This is a genomic window from Mesobacillus sp. ABV4_180, from assembly GCF_056158485.1.
In genome coordinates, this window is sequence record NZ_JBSWTJ010000001.1 from 1422413 (window position 1) to 1442025 (window position 19613).

Annotated in this window: 16 protein-coding genes and 1 other annotated feature; of the genes, 14 read left to right on the forward strand and 2 right to left on the reverse strand. The window is 44.6% G+C overall.

All coding sequences use genetic code 11. The features are described 5' to 3' along the window. Positions 1 to 80: 80 nt before the first annotated feature. Together lon and yihA are read left to right on the forward strand one after the other, a co-directional pair. Entirely contained in the window at positions 81 to 2408 is a 2328-nt protein-coding gene (gene lon / locus ACXAEA_RS07055) for an endopeptidase La (RefSeq protein ID WP_475095198.1), read from the forward strand. Continuing rightward, positions 2405 to 2989, forward strand: a complete 585-nt coding sequence (yihA, locus tag ACXAEA_RS07060) for a ribosome biogenesis GTP-binding protein YihA/YsxC (RefSeq protein WP_475095199.1) — start codon at positions 2405 to 2407, stop codon at positions 2987 to 2989. The genes lon and yihA overlap by 4 nt, the downstream gene beginning before the upstream one ends. 89 nt (positions 2990 to 3078) lie before the next feature. Here yihA and ACXAEA_RS07065 read toward each other — a convergent pair whose 3' ends face one another. Then, positions 3079 to 3564 (reverse strand): LiaI-LiaF-like domain-containing protein, encoded by a 486-nt coding sequence (locus ACXAEA_RS07065; protein WP_475095200.1) that lies wholly within the window; start codon positions 3562 to 3564, stop codon positions 3079 to 3081. A gap of 238 nt (positions 3565 to 3802) precedes the next feature. On the opposite strand from ACXAEA_RS07065, the gene hemA reads away from it, so the two are divergent. From hemA to ysxE, 8 genes are all read left to right on the forward strand, one after another. Next, entirely contained in the window at positions 3803 to 5149 is a 1347-nt protein-coding gene (hemA, locus tag ACXAEA_RS07070) for a glutamyl-tRNA reductase (protein ID WP_475095201.1), read from the forward strand. A 14-nt stretch (positions 5150 to 5163) separates the two neighbouring features. Continuing rightward, a complete protein-coding gene (locus ACXAEA_RS07075) occupies positions 5164 to 5997 on the forward strand; it encodes a cytochrome C assembly family protein (protein ID WP_475095202.1) in 834 nt (277 codons plus the stop codon). 13 nt (positions 5998 to 6010) lie between these two features. Next, positions 6011 to 6946: a hydroxymethylbilane synthase gene (hemC, locus tag ACXAEA_RS07080; RefSeq protein WP_475095203.1), complete on the forward strand. Its 936-nt coding sequence runs from the start codon at positions 6011 to 6013 to the stop codon at positions 6944 to 6946. A 32-nt stretch (positions 6947 to 6978) separates the two neighbouring features. Next, positions 6979 to 7719, forward strand: a complete 741-nt coding sequence (locus tag ACXAEA_RS07085; RefSeq protein WP_475098072.1) for a uroporphyrinogen-III synthase — start codon at positions 6979 to 6981, stop codon at positions 7717 to 7719. A gap of 3 nt (positions 7720 to 7722) precedes the next feature. Further along, positions 7723 to 8703: a porphobilinogen synthase gene (gene hemB / locus ACXAEA_RS07090; protein WP_475095204.1), complete on the forward strand. Its 981-nt coding sequence runs from the start codon at positions 7723 to 7725 to the stop codon at positions 8701 to 8703. A 48-nt stretch (positions 8704 to 8751) separates the two neighbouring features. Further along, positions 8752 to 10044, forward strand: a complete 1293-nt coding sequence (gene hemL, locus ACXAEA_RS07095) for a glutamate-1-semialdehyde 2,1-aminomutase (RefSeq protein ID WP_475095205.1) — start codon at positions 8752 to 8754, stop codon at positions 10042 to 10044. 135 nt (positions 10045 to 10179) lie between these two features. Next, complete coding sequence (gene spoVID / locus ACXAEA_RS07100; protein ID WP_475095206.1) at positions 10180 to 11328, forward strand: stage VI sporulation protein D; 1149 nt, start codon at positions 10180 to 10182, stop codon at positions 11326 to 11328. Positions 11329 to 11481: 153 nt separating this feature from the next. Further along, entirely contained in the window at positions 11482 to 12519 is a 1038-nt protein-coding gene (ysxE, locus tag ACXAEA_RS07105) for a spore coat protein YsxE (RefSeq protein WP_475095207.1), read from the forward strand. A gap of 17 nt (positions 12520 to 12536) precedes the next feature. Here the strand turns inward: ysxE and ACXAEA_RS07110 are convergent, their stop codons facing one another. Continuing rightward, positions 12537 to 12731: a hypothetical protein gene (locus tag ACXAEA_RS07110; RefSeq protein ID WP_475095208.1), complete on the reverse strand. Its 195-nt coding sequence runs from the start codon at positions 12729 to 12731 to the stop codon at positions 12537 to 12539. 178 nt (positions 12732 to 12909) lie between these two features. Next, positions 12910 to 13149 (forward strand) — a binding site (T-box leader). A gap of 55 nt (positions 13150 to 13204) precedes the next feature. Here ACXAEA_RS07110 and ACXAEA_RS07115 point away from each other — a divergent pair. The 4 genes from ACXAEA_RS07115 (at position 13205) to ACXAEA_RS07130 (ending at position 19613) form a co-directional block, all read left to right on the forward strand. Continuing rightward, positions 13205 to 15847, forward strand: coding sequence for a valine--tRNA ligase (locus ACXAEA_RS07115; protein WP_475095209.1), 2643 nt, complete (start codon positions 13205 to 13207; stop codon positions 15845 to 15847). Positions 15848 to 15915: 68 nt separating this feature from the next. Beyond that, the gene (locus tag ACXAEA_RS07120) at positions 15916 to 17223 is read left to right on the forward strand and encodes a bifunctional folylpolyglutamate synthase/dihydrofolate synthase (protein ID WP_475095210.1); all 1308 of its coding nucleotides are present in this window, start codon (positions 15916 to 15918) and stop codon (positions 17221 to 17223) included. A gap of 85 nt (positions 17224 to 17308) precedes the next feature. After that, on the forward strand, positions 17309 to 19030 hold the full coding sequence (locus tag ACXAEA_RS07125; RefSeq protein WP_475095211.1) for a sensor domain-containing diguanylate cyclase: 1722 nt from the start codon (positions 17309 to 17311) through the stop codon (positions 19028 to 19030). A gap of 151 nt (positions 19031 to 19181) precedes the next feature. Beyond that, complete coding sequence (locus ACXAEA_RS07130) at positions 19182 to 19613, forward strand: type IV pilus modification PilV family protein (RefSeq protein WP_475095212.1); 432 nt, start codon at positions 19182 to 19184, stop codon at positions 19611 to 19613.

The following is a 19613-nucleotide window of genomic DNA, read 5'->3' on the forward strand; positions in this document are numbered from 1 at the left end:
ATATTAGACACTTGAAAATAAATACGATAGAATTGAACAACAAAGTATAATGCTACTATGCATGTTGGAGGTGCAAAGTCATGGCGAACAAAAAAGAATTGACTGTCCCTCTCCTGCCGCTACGAGGTCTGCTTGTATATCCGACAATGGTGCTCCATTTAGATGTTGGACGTGAAAAGTCAGTACAGGCGCTTGAGAAGGCAATGGTGGACGACCATTTAATCTATCTTACTACCCAAAAGGATATTTCTATAGATGAACCTGGCGAAGAGGATTTGTACCATATGGGGACGCTGACGCGCGTGAAACAGATGCTGAAGCTGCCGAACGGGACAATCCGCGTGCTAGTCGAAGGTTTGGCTAGAGCTGAAATTATTGAACTTTATGACGAGAATGACCATTTTTCCTGTAAAGTAAAAACCTTTGAAGACAAGGAAACCAAGGATGTCGAAGATGAAGCATTAATGAGGACAATGCTTGAGTATTTTGAACAATACATAAAAATGTCCAAGAAAATCTCCGCTGAAACGTATGCATCGGTTTCTGACATCGAAGAGCCGGGAAGGATGGCTGACATCATTGCCTCCCATCTTCCGCTCAAGCTAAAAGAAAAGCAGGAAATTCTTGAAACGGTTGATATTAAAGAACGTATGAACCGTGTCATTGAAATCATCCATAATGAAAAAGAGGTGCTGGGCCTCGAGAAGAAAATCGGCCAGCGCGTAAAACGTTCAATGGAACGGACGCAAAAAGAATATTACTTGCGTGAACAAATGAAGGCCATCCAGAAAGAACTCGGAGAAAAAGAAGGCAAGACAGGAGAGATTTCTGAGCTGACCGAAAAAATCGAGCTTGCCGGCATGCCTGACCATGTGAAAGAAACGGCGCTGAAGGAGCTCGACCGTTATGAGAAGGTTCCTGCTACCTCTGCAGAGAGTGCTGTGATCCGGAACTATATCGAGTGGCTTGTTTCTCTGCCATGGTCAAAGGCAACCGAAGATGATCTCGATATAAACAAGGCTGAAAAAATCCTTGATCAGGACCACTATGGCCTTGAAAAAGTGAAGGAAAGAGTTCTTGAGTATCTGGCTGTACAAAAGCTGACAAACTCATTAAAAGGACCGATTCTTTGCCTCGCAGGACCTCCAGGTGTCGGAAAAACGAGTCTTGCCAGGTCAATCGCAAAGTCCCTGAACCGCAACTTTGTCCGCGTGTCATTGGGCGGTGTCCGTGATGAGTCTGAAATTCGCGGCCACAGAAGGACCTATGTAGGAGCGATGCCTGGACGGGTTATCCAGGGAATGAAAAAAGCAGGAACGATCAATCCTGTGTTCCTTCTGGACGAAATCGATAAAATGTCCAGTGATTTCCGCGGTGACCCTTCTGCAGCAATGCTTGAGGTGCTAGATCCAGAACAAAACCATAATTTCAGCGACCATTACATTGAAGAGACATACGATCTTTCAAAAGTAATGTTCATCGCTACAGCCAATAATCTGTCCACTGTTCCAGGGCCATTGCTCGACAGGATGGAAATCATCAACATCGCAGGTTATACGGAGCTTGAAAAACTGCATATTGCAAAGGATCATTTACTTCCTAGGCAAATCAAGGATCATGGTCTGTCAAAAGCACAACTGCAGATGAAGGATGAGGCCATCACGAAGGTCATCCGTTATTATACACGCGAATCTGGCGTCCGTTCTCTTGAAAGGCAGCTTGCGTCGATCTGCAGGAAAACGGCGAAAATCGTTGTTTCCGGTACGAAAAAGCGTGTGATTGTGAGCGAAAAGAATGTGGAAGATTTCCTTGGCAAACCTAAATTCAGGTATGGCCAGGCTGAGCTGGAAGACCAGGTCGGCGTCGCGACAGGGCTCGCCTATACAACGGTAGGCGGAGATACACTTCAAATCGAGGTTTCTTTGTCACCGGGAAAAGGCAAGCTGGTCCTTACAGGTAAGCTCGGGGACGTCATGAAGGAATCGGCACAAGCGGCATTCAGCTATGTCCGTTCAAAAGCCAAAGAGCTTGGTATTGATCCAGACTTCCATGAAAGAAATGATATTCATATCCATGTTCCCGAAGGCGCTGTCCCTAAGGATGGCCCTTCAGCAGGGATTACGATTGCTACTGCACTCGTTTCGGCTTTATCAGGAAAGCCGATTCGCAGGGAAGTAGGAATGACCGGAGAAATAACACTGAGAGGACGCGTCCTGCCCATTGGAGGTCTCAAGGAAAAGTCCCTGAGTGCCCACAGGGCCGGTCTAACAAAAGTTATTTGTCCAAAAGATAATGAGAAAGATATTGATGATATTCCTGAAAGTGTACGTAAGGAGCTTGAATTTGTGTTAGTTTCCCATGTAGATGAAGTATTGAAGCACGCGCTTGCCAGCGGTGATGCTCAATGAAAGTAAATAGTGCAGAAATCGTAATCAGTGCTGTAAGGCCGAATCAATATCCGGAAGGCCATCTTCCGGAGTTCGCCCTTGCAGGCCGTTCAAATGTTGGCAAGTCTTCTTTTATCAATAAAATGCTGAACAGAAAAAGCCTGGCCAGGACATCCTCAAAGCCAGGGAAAACGCAGACCCTGAATTTTTACCTGATCAATGAAATGCTTCATTTTGTTGACGTTCCAGGCTATGGGTATGCAAAAGTCTCAAAATCTGAACGTGAAGCCTGGGGGAAAATGATTGAGACATATATCACCTCCCGTGAGCAGCTGAAAGCAATGCTGCTGATCGTTGATCTGAGGCATCCGCCTTCAAAGGACGATGTGATGATGTATGATTTTCTCAAGCATTATGATATCCCGGTCATCATCATTGCGACAAAGGCTGATAAAATTCCGAAGTCCAAGTGGCAAAAGCATCTGAAAATCACCAAAGAAACACTTGATTTAGACCCTGATGACACGATCATTCTTTTCTCATCAGAAACAGGAGAAGGGAAGGACAAAGCCTGGTCCGTATTAGGGAGTTTTATGAAATAATGACAGAAGCGGTCTATTCTCAGACCGCTTTTTTCTTGCCTATGAAATAAAAAATCCCTCACCGTGAAATATCTGGTGAGGGATTTTCTTCATTTCTTCTTGAAAAATAATAAATATACTCCGATTAAGATCAACACTGCCGGCCAAAATCTCCAGGCGGTTGCAACTCCATTCTCAAGAAGTCCAAGCCAGCTTGTAATTCGGTCATAAAACAGCAGCAGGCCCGCTAAAATAAGAAAGAGGACTCCGTGGAACAAGCCATTTCCTGTTTTCTGATAACGCAGCAAAAATCCAAGGGCGATAATTAAGATAAATGCTCCAAGATGGTCGGGCCATAATTCGAATTTATTGATAACATGGAAATGCACACCGAACCCCACCAGGATCACACCTGGGAAAATGGCTTCATAATCTTTCCCCCAGTAGCCCTGTACCAAAAAGGCGGCACCGACAATGATCAGAAGTGTCGGCCACGTGTAAAATTGGCTGAACAGGGTGATATTTTGCTGCTGGAGATAAAAATAAATCCCGAATCCAATCAGAATCATTCCTGGGATAATTCTCTGATTTTTCATACTTTCACCACTTCCAAAAAGGCTCACTTGAATTAAAGGACAAACTTTGATAATGTACATTAGGGAGTATGTTTATTTGCTGTTTAGATTGTCTAAAAGTAAACAAACATTAATTTGTATTTATATATATATTTTAGTTCAATAGTTGTTCACATTTACAACGTTAAAAGAAAGAAAACCTAATGTATAATTGCCTTAGCCAATTATGCAATTTCTCTTTGGGGGTGTCAATTAATAAATGCACATTATCGTAGTAGGACTTAACTATAAAACGGCCCCTGTTGAAATCCGCGAAAGGTTGACATTCAACGAGGCAACTCTTGGCGGGGCAATGAACGCGCTTCAGCAGAAAAAGAGCATCCTTGAGAATGTCATCGTATCTACTTGCAACCGAACAGAAATTTATGCTGTTGTGGATCAGCTTCACACTGGCAGATATTATATTAAAGAGTTCTTATCTGAATGGTTCGGTATTCCACAGTCAGAATTCACGCCGTTCCTGTTCATTTATGAACAGGATGGAGCCATCGACCATTTATTCAAGGTTTCCTGCGGCTTGAACTCGATGGTGTTGGGAGAAACCCAGATTCTTGGGCAAGTGCGCGCAAGTTTCATGCTCGGACTAGAAAACAACACAACAGGAACGGTTTTCAATCAGCTTTTTAAACTTGCGGTCACTCTTGCGAAACGCGGTCACTCCGAAACGGATATCGGTGCGAATGCTGTTTCAGTCAGCTACGCTGCTGTGGAGCTTGCCAAGAAGATTTTCGGTTCGCTTGACCAGAAACATGTACTGATCCTTGGAGCAGGGAAAATGGGTGAGCTGGCAATCCAGAACCTCCATGCAAACGGGGCAAAGAAAGTCACAGTCATCAACAGGACATACCAAAAGGCCGAGGATCTGGCTAACCGTTTCTCTGGCAATGCAAGGACACTCGATGAACTGCAAAGTGCACTGGCTGATGCTGACATCCTGATCAGCTCAACTGGAGCAAAGGATTTTGTCGTAACAAAGGATATGATGGCGAAGGTAGAGCAAAGGCGAAAAGGAAAACCATTATTCATGGTTGATATCGCTGTACCTCGTGACCTGGATCCTGAGATTGCGACATTGGAGAACATTTTCCTTTATGATATCGATGATCTAGAAGGAATAGTCGAAGCTAATCTGCAGGAACGCCAGAAGGCAGCTGAGAAAATCCTGATCATGATTGAAAGTGAGATCGTCCAGTTTAAGCAATGGCTTAACACTTTAGGAGTCGTACCGGTCATTTCTGCTTTGCGGGTAAAAGCGCTCGCCATACAGGAAGAGACGATGAACAGCATCGAACGCAAGATGCCGCATCTTTCAGACAGGGATAAAAAAGTCCTAAACAAACATACAAAGAGTATCATCAACCAGCTTCTGAAAGATCCGATCCTTCAGGCAAAAGAGCTTGCAGCAGGACCGGATGCAGATGAAGCGCTAGACCTTTTTGTGAAGATTTTCAATATCGAACAGCTTGTCGCTGAACAAGAGGGAATGAAAACAGCTGAATCAAAGCAGGTCAGAGTTCCTTCGCCTCAGGCTTCTTTGCAGCCGTAAGAGAGGTTTTGCACATGGTTGATCTTTATATTACCCGCCTGCATGAGATAACCATTGTTATCTATGCAGCAAGCGTGCTTTTATATTTCATCGACTTTCTTAACAGTAACCGGAGGGTAAACCAAATTGCCTTCTGGTTACTTGCATTTGTATGGGGATTCCAGACGATATTCCTATTCTATTATATGTTTGATATTGGCCGATTCCCTGTCCTGACCCTCTTCGAAGGGCTGTACTTTTATGCATGGGTGCTTGTCACACTATCGCTTGCAATCAATAAACTATTAAAAGTAGATTTTATTGTCTTTTTTACAAATGTGCTTGGATTCATCATAATGGCGATCCATACCTTCGCGCCTGTGCAATATGATTCCAATGTCATATCAGAGCAGCTCATTTCCGAACTGCTGCTCATCCATATCACGATGGCTATCCTCTCGTATGGTGCATTTTCGATCTCTTTTGTTTTTTCTTTGCTCTATCTGATCCAATATGACCTATTAAAGCGGAAAAAGTGGGGTATGCTGTTACGGAGGATTTCGGATCTGACCAGGCTTGACTATTGGTCTTACATATTGAATGTCATAGGAGTGCCGATGCTGATCCTCAGCTTGATCCTTGGCCTGCAATGGGCCTGGATCAAGGTGCCTGATCTTGCATGGTACGATGCTAAGCTGATCGGGTCGTTCGTCGTCCTGGCGGTATACAGCATCTACCTCTATTTGAGGGTTGGCAGGGAGATGTATGGCAAATCGCTCGCACTCTGGAACATCGCATCGTTCCTGATTGTCTTAATTAACTTCTTTCTTTTCGGAAAATTATCATCATTCCATTTCTGGTATAAATAAATAGGAGGCTGTCATGAGAAAAATAATCGTTGGCTCCAGACGGAGTAAGCTAGCATTGACACAAACAAACTGGGTAATCGAGCAGCTGAAAAAATTGGGTGCTCCTTTTGAGTTTGAAGTAAAAGAGATTGTCACAAAAGGGGATAAAATTCTTGATGTAACTCTCTCAAAAGTTGGCGGAAAAGGACTTTTCGTTAAGGAAATCGAACAGGCAATGCTGGACAAGGAAATTGATATGGCCGTACATAGCATGAAGGATATGCCAGCAGTCCTTCCAGAAGGTCTTGTCATTGGCTGCATTCCTGATAGGGAAGATCACCGTGATGTACTGATTTCAAAAGAACATATACCTTTTGATGAACTTAAGCCAGGTGCAGTCGTTGGAACAAGCAGCCTGCGCCGGAGTGCACAGCTTTTAGCAAAGCGGCCTGACCTGGAAATGAAGTGGATCAGGGGCAATATTGACACAAGATTATCTAAGCTTGAGACAGAAGATTATGATGCGATCATCCTTGCTGCTGCCGGACTGAAGCGTATGGGCTGGGCAAGCGAGACAGTCACTGAGTTCATCGATCCAGATATTTGCGTGCCTGCAGTCGGCCAGGGTGCTCTTTCGATTGAATGCCGCGGCGACGATGAGGAGCTTCTCCAGCTGCTCGAAAAATTCACTTCTGCTGAAACTAACGCGGCTGTCAGGGCAGAGCGTTCATTCCTTCATAAGATGGAAGGCGGATGCCAGGTGCCAATCGCTGGATTTGCCTACATAAATGAACAGGAAGAAATCGTTTTGACCGCTTTAGTCGGATCACCTGATGGAAAAACGATCATCAAGGAACAGGTTACTGGAACGAACCCTGAGGAGCTTGGGCAGATAGCTGCAGAAAGTATGATCAATCAGGGCGCAAAAGATCTTATTGATAAGGTTAAACAGGAGCTAGAGATTGAATGATACCGTTTCAGCCGCTGCAAAATAAAACGGTTATGATTCCAAGGGGAAAGGCCCATGCCAGGTCTTTCTCCGAAATGGTTAAGAGTCAAGGAGGGATTCCCGTGGAAATCCCTCTAATTGCCTTTAGACCAGTTGCAGCAACCGAAAAACTGCTAGAAATGTTTGCCGATATACATACATATGACTGGATTATTTTCACAAGCAATGTAACGATCGAAACCTTTTTTTCCTTTATAAAAAAAATCCAAACAAAATTTCCTAAAATAGCCGTCATCGGCGAAAAGACGCAATCCATTCTGGAAAGCTATGGCCATACCGCGGATTTCGTTCCAGGGCAATATGTTGCCGAAGGGTTTGTCGAAGAGTTTTTGCCCTTTGTCAAACAGGGGGACAAAATCCTGATTCCGAAGGGGAACCTGGCAAGGGATTATATATCGACCGCTTTGAGGGACAACGGTGCGCTCGTCGATGAAGTAATCATCTATGAAACTTTCCTGCCCGAAGAGAGCCGCGGCAAGCTGGTTCAGATGCTTCATGAAGGAAGTCTTGATATACTTACATTTACAAGCCCATCTACGATTGATCATTTTATGGAGATTGTTGAAGAGAATGATTTAGGGGCCAAGCTGGCTGAATGCATCATAGCGTGCATCGGTCCGGTATCAAGAAGAAAGGCAGAGGAATGGGGATTGCGTGTCCATGCCATGCCAGATAAATACACAGTGGAAAAAATGCTCGAAAGTATTTCTGAGTATTTGATTATAGGAGGGTAATCTATGAAACACCTTGAATTCAGCCGCCACCGCCGCCTTCGCCAATCAGCGAATATGCGGGCACTTGTACGTGAAAACTATCTGCGGACAGAAGATTTAATCTATCCGCTTTTCATCGTTGAAGGTGAAAAAATCAAGAATGAAGTATCTTCAATGCCAGGAGTCTATCATTTGTCACTTGATAATCTGAAAGAAGAAATGGCCGAGATAGAATCACTTGGGATCAAATCAGTCCTGCTATTCGGAGTACCAGATGAGAAAGATGAAGTAGGCTGCCAGGCATACCATGACCATGGAATCGTCCAGGAAGCAATCCGCGTCATTAAGAAGGATTTCCCTGACATGGTTGTCATCGCAGATACATGCCTATGCGAATACACAAGCCATGGACACTGCGGCGTGATTGAAGATGGAAAAGTCCTGAATGACCCGTCATTGGAGTTGCTAGGGAAGACTGCAGTCAGCCAGGCAAAAGCGGGCGCAGACATCATCGCGCCATCCAACATGATGGATGGCTTTGTTGCCGCTATTCGTTTCGCATTGGATGAGGCCGGTTTCCACGATGTGCCGATTATGTCTTACGCTGTAAAATACTCATCAGCATTTTATGGACCATTCCGTGAAGCAGCTGAAAGTACACCGCAGTTTGGTGACCGCAAAGCATACCAGATGGATCCAGCAAACAGGATTGAAGCGATGCGTGAAGCAGAATCCGATGTCATGGAAGGCGCTGACTTCCTGATCGTGAAGCCGGGAATGCCGTACCTGGATATCGTCCGTGATGTAAAAAACAATTTTAACCTGCCAGTCGTAATCTACAATGTCAGCGGTGAATACTCAATGGTCAAAGCAGCAGCGCAAAATGGCTGGATCGACGAGAAAAGCATCGTTATGGAAATGCTGACTGGAATGAAGCGTGCAGGCTCAGACCTGATCATCACTTACCATGCAAAAGACGCAGCGCGCTGGCTGTTAGAGCAATAATAATTTTACAAAGGCAAAAAACACCCAAAAGAAATGAGGGATTAATATATGCGCTCATACGATAAATCGATTGAAGCTTTCAAAGAAGCGAAAGAACTTCTGCCAGGCGGAGTGAACAGCCCTGTCCGTGCATTCAAATCAGTTAAAATGGATCCAATCTTCATGGAAAAAGGAAAGGGTTCAAAGATCTATGATATCGATGGCAATGAATATATCGACTATGTGCTGTCTTGGGGACCGCTGATCCTTGGACATACGAATGACAAGGTAGTCGAGGGAATCAAAAAGGTTGCTGAACTTGGAACAAGCTTTGGTGCACCTACGGTTGTGGAAAATGAGCTTGCGCAGTTGGTCATCGACCGTGTGCCGTCCATTGAAATGGTGAGAATGGTATCTTCAGGTACTGAAGCAACGATGAGTGCTCTGCGCCTTGCCCGCGGCTATACTGGCCGGAATAAGATCCTTAAATTCGAAGGCTGCTACCATGGCCATGGCGACTCATTGCTCATTAAAGCGGGTTCTGGAGTAGCTACACTTGGCTTGCCTGACAGCCCAGGTGTTCCGGAGGGTGTGGCAAAAAATACGATCACAGTGCCTTACAATGACCTTGAAAGCGTCCGTTACGCATTCGAGCAGTTCGGCGATGATATTGCTGGCGTAATCGTTGAGCCTGTTGCCGGGAACATGGGCGTCGTGCCACCAGTAGAAGGTTTCCTTGAGGGACTTCGCGAAATTACGACTCAATATGGAACAGTCCTGATTTTTGATGAAGTCATGACAGGTTTCCGCGTAGGATATAATTGTGCCCAGGGCTATTATAATGTCACACCTGACCTTACTTGCCTTGGTAAAGTAATCGGCGGAGGACTACCTGTAGGAGCTTACGGCGGTAAAAGAGAAATCATGGAGCAAATCGCTCCAAGCGGCCCAATCTACCAGGCAGGAACTCTTTCCGGTAATCCGCTTGCGATGACAGCTGGGCTGGAAACATTGAAGCAGCTGACACCTGAAACATACAAGGAATTTGAACGCAAAGCGGACATCCTTGAGGGCGGTCTTAAAGCAGCAGCTGAAAAATACGGCATTCCGCACACCATCAACCGTGCAGGATCGATGATCGGCATCTTCTTCACAAATGACAATGTCATCAACTACGAAGTTGCCAAATCTTCGAACCTTGAATTCTTCGCTGAATACTATCGTGAAATGGCAAATGAAGGTGTATTCCTTCCGCCATCACAGTTTGAGGGACTGTTCCTGTCAACAGCCCACACAGACGAAGACCTGCAAAAAACAATCGAAGCAGCCGAGAAAGCATTCTCAAAGCTGCAGAATAAATAATTCAAACAAGACACTCTCTATTTTGGAGAAGTGTCTTTTTTTATATGTTCTAAATTATCATAAAAGCAAATACATACTCATAAAGTGTTAATGACATAGTGATTTTACGTTTAAGGAATGAAAGGAGGAGTCGCTTTGTCTCAGGGAAATCAATCGTGCCTGCGATTTTCATTAGAGGAGTCTGTGTGGTTTCAAAGAGGACAGGAAGTCGCGGAGCTAGTCTCGATTTCACTCGATCCGAATATTACTATCCAGGAAAATGAGCAATATGTATCCATTCGCGGATCGCTGGAGTTAACTGGGGAATATACATGCTATGAACAGCAGGACAATGCGGAGGATCAAATTCCGGCTCTAAAGTACGTGCATTCTGTCATGGAGCGAGAAGCAGGGGTATATGAATTCCTTCACCGTTTTCCGGTGGATATCACGATTCCGAAAAACCGGATCGAAAGCATTTATGATATTGATATCCAGGTTGAAGGATTTGATTATGTCTTCCCCGAGAAAGACCGTCTGAAGCTTAATGCCGATCTGGCGATTACTGGTTTATATGGCGAGCAGCAGCATGAGGCCGAGCAGGGAGCAGATAACCAAGAGGCAGCCGAAGAGCTGGAAATTAGCTACCGTGAAGATGCAGCAGAAGAAGCGGGGGCAGAGAACAATAGCGAAGAACATGCTGAGGAGGCAGACTTCCCGGAAGCTCCGGCCTACTCATTTGTCCAGCAAAATGAAACATTGAATCATGAAGAACAAGAATCATTCGAAGAAGAATTATATGCGCCGTTCAGGGCAGAAGCAAGGAAAACAGGCGCGGCGGAAGAAACTATAACATCTGCTGTCCAGGCAGCAAGAGAGCTGCAGGCAGCTACGGAATACTCCAACAGTGATTTTAGGAACGAACAGGGTCCTGTCGAGGAGGTTGAAGCGGAAGCAGAAGAGGTTGAGCTTGAGACAGTGGAGTTACCGCAGGCAGAAAACCAGCCTCCTCAAGTGGAAGAAGCCGAAGTCGAGAGCTCCTCTTCTTCACCAGCTATGAAAAAGAAAAAGCCAAATATGAAAAAGGGAATTTCCATTGCGGAATTTTTAGCCAGAAAAGAAGAGGAATCGGAAGTTGCCAAGATTAGAGTTTGCATTGTCCAGCAGGGCGATTCGCTTCAATCCATTTCTGAGCGTTATGCCGTGCCGGTTCAGCAGCTGCTGAAAGTGAACCATCTGAGCATTGACCATGAAGTCCATGAAGGCCAGGTTCTATATGTTCCTGGAGTGGCTGTTCATCATTAAATAAATTAAATGGAGCAACGCCTTGTCCAGTAAAAGCTGGTTGTCAGGGCTGGCTTGGTTGCTGGCTTGCTTCAACTGTTTGAATGGGCAGGTGTCTGACACCTGCCCAGCACTATTTCGTGTATGAAGTCCAGAAAGTAGGCGAGTGATCCTATGGATGATCGCAATTTTTTGAAAGACGAAGCCGCCGTTTTGAAGCAATATCCGATTGAGCCTTATTTTGCTGAGGATTTTGGTAAAGTAAAAAAGATTTATACAAAAACGGGAACATTCGCACTGAAGAAAATCCATCCGTATGAGGGTACCGATTTTATCAGGCATATCCAGACTTTATATCAGAGGGGCTATAACCGGATCGTGCCTGTATACCCATCAAATGATGGACGATACGCCGTCCTGAACAATAAATCTCTTTATTACCTGATGCCGTGGATGCCGAATGAAATAAAGGAAGACCGGTCGGAAAAACACCAACAGCTGTTCAGGGAACTGGCAAGAATGCATACATTGTCGGCAAAGGAAGTGGAAACCAGTGCAGAAGTGAAGGAAGAGCATTATAACCAGACTTTAAAAGAATGGGAAAAGGAAGAGGAGTTCGTAACCGGATTTCTTGAGAGCTGTGAAAACAGGGTATATATGTCTCCTTTTGAGCTGCTGTTTTGCCTATACTACACTCAGATTCGCCAGGCGATGCTTTTTGCAAAGCAAAAACTTGAGAGCTGGAATGAAAAAACGAAGGAACAAAAGAAGACGAGGACAGTTACGCTGCATGGAAAAGTATCTACTGAGCACTTCCTCTACGATGAAAGAGGCTATGGTTATTTCATCAATTTTGAGAAGGCCCGTCAAGGTTCACCGATTCAGGATTTGCTGCCATTCTTGGCGAGATCATTGAAAACACAGCCAAAATACGGAGATGAAATCATAGATTGGATCAATGTGTACCTCAAGTATTTTCCGTTCAGGGATGACGAAATGCAATTATTCATGAGCTATCTGGCTTTCCCATCCGGTATATTAAGGGTTGCAGAAACCTATCACCAGCGAAAGAAAGAAGTGGATGAGCGAAAGTTTGTCCAAAAGCTGCAACGGCAGTATTGGCTTTTGAGCAATACAGGTTATGTGGTAATGAAAATTGATGAAATTGTAAAACAGAAAGAGCAGGCAAAACAAGAAGGAGCCCAGAGCTAAACGACGCTCGTGGCTCCTTAAATAATTTCAAATTTTATTGCCAGTGCAATCAGGATGAAAATCGATAATAGGAAGACATCAAATGTCGTCGGAAAGAAAAGGGTGCGGAGGCCCTGGAACACGCAAAAAGGAATGATCAGCTGAACACAGATTGCCCGTGCCGTCCTCGCCCACCTCGGGAGTACATATGGATTATACCTTCGTCTCTTCATTGCCATCCCTCCAAACAATCAGATATCCCTTTTTTCATACTATGAGTAATCGGCCCAAAATGTGCTATTTATTGGCACAGCATGGCGAAAAAGTATAAAATAATAAAAAATAGGAAATGATGATTGACGTCATTCCCCTTTTTTGGGTAGTATATCTAATATACAAAAATACAATAAAGTCAAAGCTTTGACAGGGAAGAGTACATGCGCACCCAGTTTTTAGAGAGGAAGTCCAGTAGCTGAGAGGACTTCTAAGCTGAACCATGGAAGGTCGCCCTTGAGCAGCGCCTGGGAACGGATTGTTTCTCCCAGTAACAGGCACCGGTGAAGAGCCGTTATCCAGATTTGAGCCAGCATAATGTTTGATTCTTGCTGGGAAAAAAGGTGGTACCGCGAACATACTCCATTCGTCCTTTTATGGCGAATGGAGTTTTTTTATTTTTCTAAAGGAAAGTACTTGAATGGAGGAAGAAATGATGGAAGAGAATTTGTCAATGCCGACTAAATACGATCCGTCTTCGATTGAGCAGGGACGCTATGAATGGTGGATCAACGGGAAGTTTTTCGAAGCAAAGGACGATGAAACGAAGAAACCTTACACAATCGTGATTCCGCCGCCAAACGTAACAGGAAAGCTTCATCTTGGCCATGCGTGGGACACAGCGCTCCAGGATATCCTTACTCGTATGAAGCGGATGCAGGGCTACGATGTTCTTTGGCTTCCGGGCATGGACCATGCGGGAATCGCCACACAGGCGAAGGTTGACGAGAAACTTCGCAGCCAGGGCATTAACCGCTATGAACTTGGCCGTGAAAAATTCCTTGAGGAATCATGGAAATGGAAAGAAGAATACGCACAGCATATCCGCAAGCAATGGGCAAAACTCGGTCTTGGACTTGACTACAGCCGTGAGCGCTTCACATTGGATGAAGGTCTCTCAAAGGCTGTTAAGGAAGTATTCGTTTCCTTATACCGCAAAGGATTGATCTACCGCGGAGAATACATCATCAACTGGGACCCTGCAGCAAAAACGGCCCTTTCCGATATCGAGGTTATCCATAAAGATGTCCAGGGCGCATTCTACCATATGAAATATCCTCTGGCAGACGGAAGCGGCCACATCGAAGTTGCAACGACAAGACCGGAAACGATGCTTGGCGATACTGCGGTTGCAGTTCACCCAGAAGATGACCGTTATAAGCATTTAATTGGCAAAACGGTCATCCTTCCAATCGTGGGCCGTGAAATCCCGATTGTTGGTGACGATTATGTTGATATGGAATTTGGTTCTGGCGCAGTAAAAATCACGCCAGCCCATGACCCTAACGACTTTGAAATTGGCAACCGCCACAATCTTGAAAGAGTACTTGTCATGAACGAAGATGGTTCTATGAATGCCAGAGCTGGCAAGTACCAGGGTATGGACCGTTTCGAATGCCGCAAGCAAATCGTCAAGGACCTTCAAGAGCAAGATGTACTATTCAAAATTGAAGAGCACATGCACTCAGTAGGGCACTCTGAGCGCAGCGGAGCTGTAGTAGAACCGTACTTATCAACTCAATGGTTCGTTAAAATGCAGCCGCTTGCTGATGAAGCAATCGCATTGCAGAGCAAGGAAGAAAAAGTAAACTTCGTACCTGAGCGCTTCGAAAACACTTATATGCGCTGGATGGAAAATATCCGCGACTGGTGTATTTCACGCCAGCTTTGGTGGGGCCACCGAATTCCGGCCTGGTACCATAAGGAAACAGGAGAAGTATACGTTGACCACGAACCGCCAGCGGATCTCGAGAACTGGGAGCAGGACAATGACGTTCTTGATACATGGTTCAGCTCGGCACTATGGCCATTCTCGACAATGGGCTGGCCGAATGAAGATGCAGCAGATTATAAGAGATACTATCCAACCGATGCCCTTGTAACAGGGTATGATATTATTTTCTTCTGGGTTTCCCGGATGATTTTCCAGGGGCTTGAGTTCACTGGAAAGCGCCCATTCAACGATGTATTGATCCACGGTCTCGTTCGTGCAGAAGACGGCCGGAAAATGAGTAAGTCACTCGGCAACGGTGTTGATCCGATGGATGTCATCGACCAGTACGGTGCTGACTCGCTTCGCTACTTCCTGACGACAGGAAGCGCACCGGGGCAGGATCTTCGCTACAGCACTGAGAAAGTAGAAGCAACATGGAACTTTGCCAATAAAATTTGGAATGCTTCCCGTTTTGCCCTTATGAACATGAACGGCCTGAAATATGAAGAAATCGATTTGAGCGGCGATAAGTCAGTTGCCGACAAGTGGATTTTAACAAGGCTGAATGAAACGATCGAGACTGTGACAAGACTGTCAGACCGCTATGAGTTCGGTGAAGTTGGCAGAGCGCTTTATAACTTCATCTGGGATGACCTTTGCGACTGGTATATCGAAATGGCGAAGCTTCCGCTTTATGGTGATGACGAAGCTGCCAAGAAGACAACAAGATCAGTCCTTGCATATGTTCTTGATAACACGATGCGATTGCTTCACCCATTCATGCCATTCATTACAGAAGAAATCTGGCAGAACCTGCCTCATCAGGGTGAGTCGATTACAGTTGCAAGCTGGCCGAAGGTTGACCCAGCTTTGACTGATAAAGCAGCAGCGGACGATATGAAACTGCTCGTTGAAGTGATCCGCTCAGTAAGGAACATCCGCTCTGAGGTGAATACACCTCTTAGCAAGAAGGTTGATATGTTCCTGAAGGCGAAGGATGAAAATACTCTCCGCACTCTTGAAAGCAACCGCGGATATATCGTCCGTTTCTGTAATCCAGAGAACCTTGAGATCGGCATTGAAGTGAACGCGCCAGAAAAAGCGATGACAGCTGTCGCTACCGGCCTAGAAATCATCATGCCGCTTGAAGGCCTGATCAATATCGATGAGGAAATCGCCCGCCTTCAAAAGGAAAAAGAGAAGCTGGACAAAGAGGTAGAGCGCGTCCAGAAGAAACTTGCAAACGAAGGCTTTGTGAAAAAGGCTCCTGAAAAAGTCATTGAAGAAGAACGCGCGAAGGAAAAAGACTACTTGGAAAAACGTGAAGCAGTCGAAGCTCGCATCAATGAGTTAAGAAGCTAAATAATGAATAACAAATCTGAAGGCGAACCATTATTGGTTCGTCTTCAGCATGAATTGGGGTGTTGGAATTGTATGAGACATATGAACAGGCACTTGAATGGATCCATGCAAGACTAAGGCTTGGAATCAAGCCAGGCCTGGCAAGGATGGAATGGATGCTGGAAAAACTGGATCATCCGGAACGTAGAATCAAAACGATCCATGTTGGCGGGACGAACGGAAAAGGCTCAACAGTCACATTTCTTCGGAATATCCTTGAATCTGCCGGATACAGGGTTGGAACCTTTACCTCGCCGTACTTCGAGCAATTCAATGAACGGATCAGCATCAATGGCCAGCCGATCAGCGACCAGGAATTAATACATTTGACCAATGCAATCAAGCCGCTTGCAGACGAATTGGATCAAACGGAACTCGGTGGGCCGACTGAATTTGAAGTGATCACAGCCATGTCGATTTATTACTTCGCGAAAATGTCTCCTGTTGATGTCGTCATTTATGAGGTGGGGCTCGGCGGCCGATTCGATTCCACGAATATCATCCATCCGCTGCTTTCGATCATCACGAGCATTGGTCTGGATCACACTGCGATTCTGGGTGAGAGCTATGAAGAAATAGCTTTTGAAAAGGCAGGCATTATCAAGAATGGGGTAAGTGTCATTACTGGAGTAAATCAGCCTGCTGCCCTTGAAGTGATCAAAAAGAAAGCTTTTGAAGGGAAGTCCCCGATATACGAGCTGGAAAAAGATTTTACAACTGGTTACCGGCTTTCATTGAAGCAAGGGGAGCAATTTGACTTTTCAAGCATGTTTGGTCAATTTGAGAAACTGGAGACATCAATGATTGGGTCCCATCAGGTTGATAATGCGGCATGTGCTGTCATGGCTGCTCAAGTCCTTTCGAATTACTATTCCTTCATAATTGATGAATCACATATACGGGAAGGACTCACTAAAGCGTACTGGCCGGGCAGGCTTGAGCTCCTGAGTGAGGACCCTTTTGTTTTGATCGATGGCGCTCATAATGAAGAAGGAATAAATGCCCTGGCAAGTGAAATAAAATCTCGATTTGCCGATAAAAAGATTAGTATTCTTTTTGCAGCTCTTAAAGACAAGAAATTGGACAAGATGATCGCGACCCTTGAAGAGGTTGCACATCAACTGACCTTCACAACATTCGACTTTCCGCGGGCAGCATCTGCGGAAGAACTAATGGAAGTTGGAAACAACAGCAACCTTAACATTGCAGTCGATTACAAGGACTTCCTTCATCGGAAAGTAAATGGATTAACAAGCGATGAAATACTAATCGTAACAGGTTCCCTTTACTTTCTTTCAGAGGCAAAACCCGTACTCGTGAACCTTCTGGAAAATTAATAAGAAAATTATGACATTCGACAAAAAGTTTGCTAAACTATTAAAAAAACCATGACTTTTTACCTAAATGAAAGGAGGTGGGTAGATGAAGATATCTCCATTAATAAAAAAATCAATTTGGTTTGCCTGGCTCCTGGTTGTACCGATTGGAATCTGGGTAACCTATCAAGTCTATCCACCTTCAAGCAATATATCGGTGTGGGAAGTGTTCACTTTCCTCATATTGATGTCTGTGGTGGCTGCCATGCCAATGGTCGTCAATAATACACCGATCTTCCTGATTCAGTGGGTTTCACTCGCTGTATTCCTGTCATACGGTATTTTTGTAGAAATGGTTCTGATGCAGATTTCGGTGCTGATCCTTTTAATGAGGCTTCGCGTGCAAAAGTCTGATTTGTACAGATTTCCATTGAACTCTTTAATGTTTTTTATCGTATCATTGCTGAGTGGGCTAGTGTTTTATGCTTTGGGCGGGACCCATGGCGATCATCTAGCAGAGGATCCATATACTTATATACTTGGAACTGTATATGGCATCAGTAATTATGGAGTCAATACAATTTTCCTTTTATTATTGCAAGCAGTCGTTTTAAAACTGAAGGGACCTTATTTCGGGAAAGATTTCATCTGGGAAACAGTAACGACATTGATTACCTTCCCGATCGGGTTTGTGCTTTACGAACTATATAAAAGTGAAATGGGACTCTATTCTCTTTTGTTTGTAGGGATTCCTTTTGCAAGTCTATCTATCATTCTCAGTCTCTATTATTCCAGCGGCAAGGTGAACCAATTTTTACAAAGTGCTGCTGAGATTGGGCACCAGCTGGCAGAAAGGCAGAGAGCAAATGATGTACTTGATCTCTTTGTCCAAAAGCTGATCGAAATGCTGCCGGTGGATTATGCCTATATATTGGATGTAATAGATGAAAAGGCACTGAAGCTGATTCATAAAGTGGAATTCGGGGAAATAATGGAACCTGATGAGAAGACGCTTGGAAAAGGCCAAGGAATAAGCGGACTTGTTTGGTCTGCGAAAAAGCCAGTGCTCTTCCATTCCAAAAAAGAGTGGAAGCATATCAATTCGGGCTATATCCCTTCAAGCGCTGAAAGCATCCTGAGTGTGCCAATCGTCAGGAACAATCAGGTAGTCGGTGTCCTTGTCCTTGCAGCAAACAAGAAGAGGGCATTTGAAAAATCGCAGCTGATGATTGTCGACATCCTTTGCTCACATTTTGCGATTGCTGTTGAAAACGCAAGGCATTACGAAAAAACGAAGGAAAACAGTGAACGCTGTGCATTGACGGGTCTATACAATTATCGCTACTTTGAAAACATGCTGACATCGGAATTCGAAAAACTGCAGAAAGGCGAAAGAGACTTACTTTCCTTAATACTTCTGGACATCGATCACTTCAAGTCAGTTAATGATACATACGGACATCAAAGTGGAAACGAAATCTTATGTGAACTGGCAGTCCGCCTTAATGAAAGAATCGGTGAGATTGGAACAGTAGCCCGTTACGGAGGGGAAGAGTTCGTCATCCTCCTTCCGGACATGATGAAGGGCAATGCGTTGAAACTAGCCGAACAAATCAGGCAGCTCATCGCAAATGAACCATTCACCCTTCTCCAATCAATGGACCAGGAAGGCAGGCTGCTATTCGTCGATATAACAGCCTCCATCGGCGTAGCCACCGCCCCACAGGATGCAGATGACTCACTTGCCCTGATCAGGCATGCAGACAGAGCACTGTATGTAGGTGCGAAGCGATCTGGACGGAATCGAGTTGCGGAATATGTAAAATAAACGAAATACCACTTTTTAAAGGTGGTATTTTTTCTTATCTATAATCTTGCAATTAATGTTTTTTGCTGCAGATTCATAGTGTCATATACTGTTATTTGCTAGTATAATAGGAAGAAAGTACGGGTGCTTGAGTGCTAGAAAGGAGCGGCCGATGCATACACGACTAAATCAGCAAGGTTATCATTTGCTTGAGATTACCCTTGGAGTTGCGCTGCTGTCGATCGTACTCCTTTCCTTCACGGGCTTTTTCTTGCAGGCAAAGATTTTTAACTCGGATAATGAAGAAAGAAGTTCTGCTGCGCAGCTAAGCCAGGAAATTTTGCATATAGTGAAAAAGTCCCCTTATAGTACAGATTTAACAATTGAGGATTGGAATCAATTATATGGTACTGATTTCTCATCTAGCGAACGATTCTACATTGAAGTTGGAGAAAAAAGGTATTTTCCTGCTGTCAAAATCATGCAAGCAGATTTATACAATGATACTTTGCCGGAAGATCTGAATATCGTTGTAGTTTCAATACAAGAAAAAAGTAGTGGTACATATAAAAATGTCTATGAGACATTTGGCTACAAGGAGTGA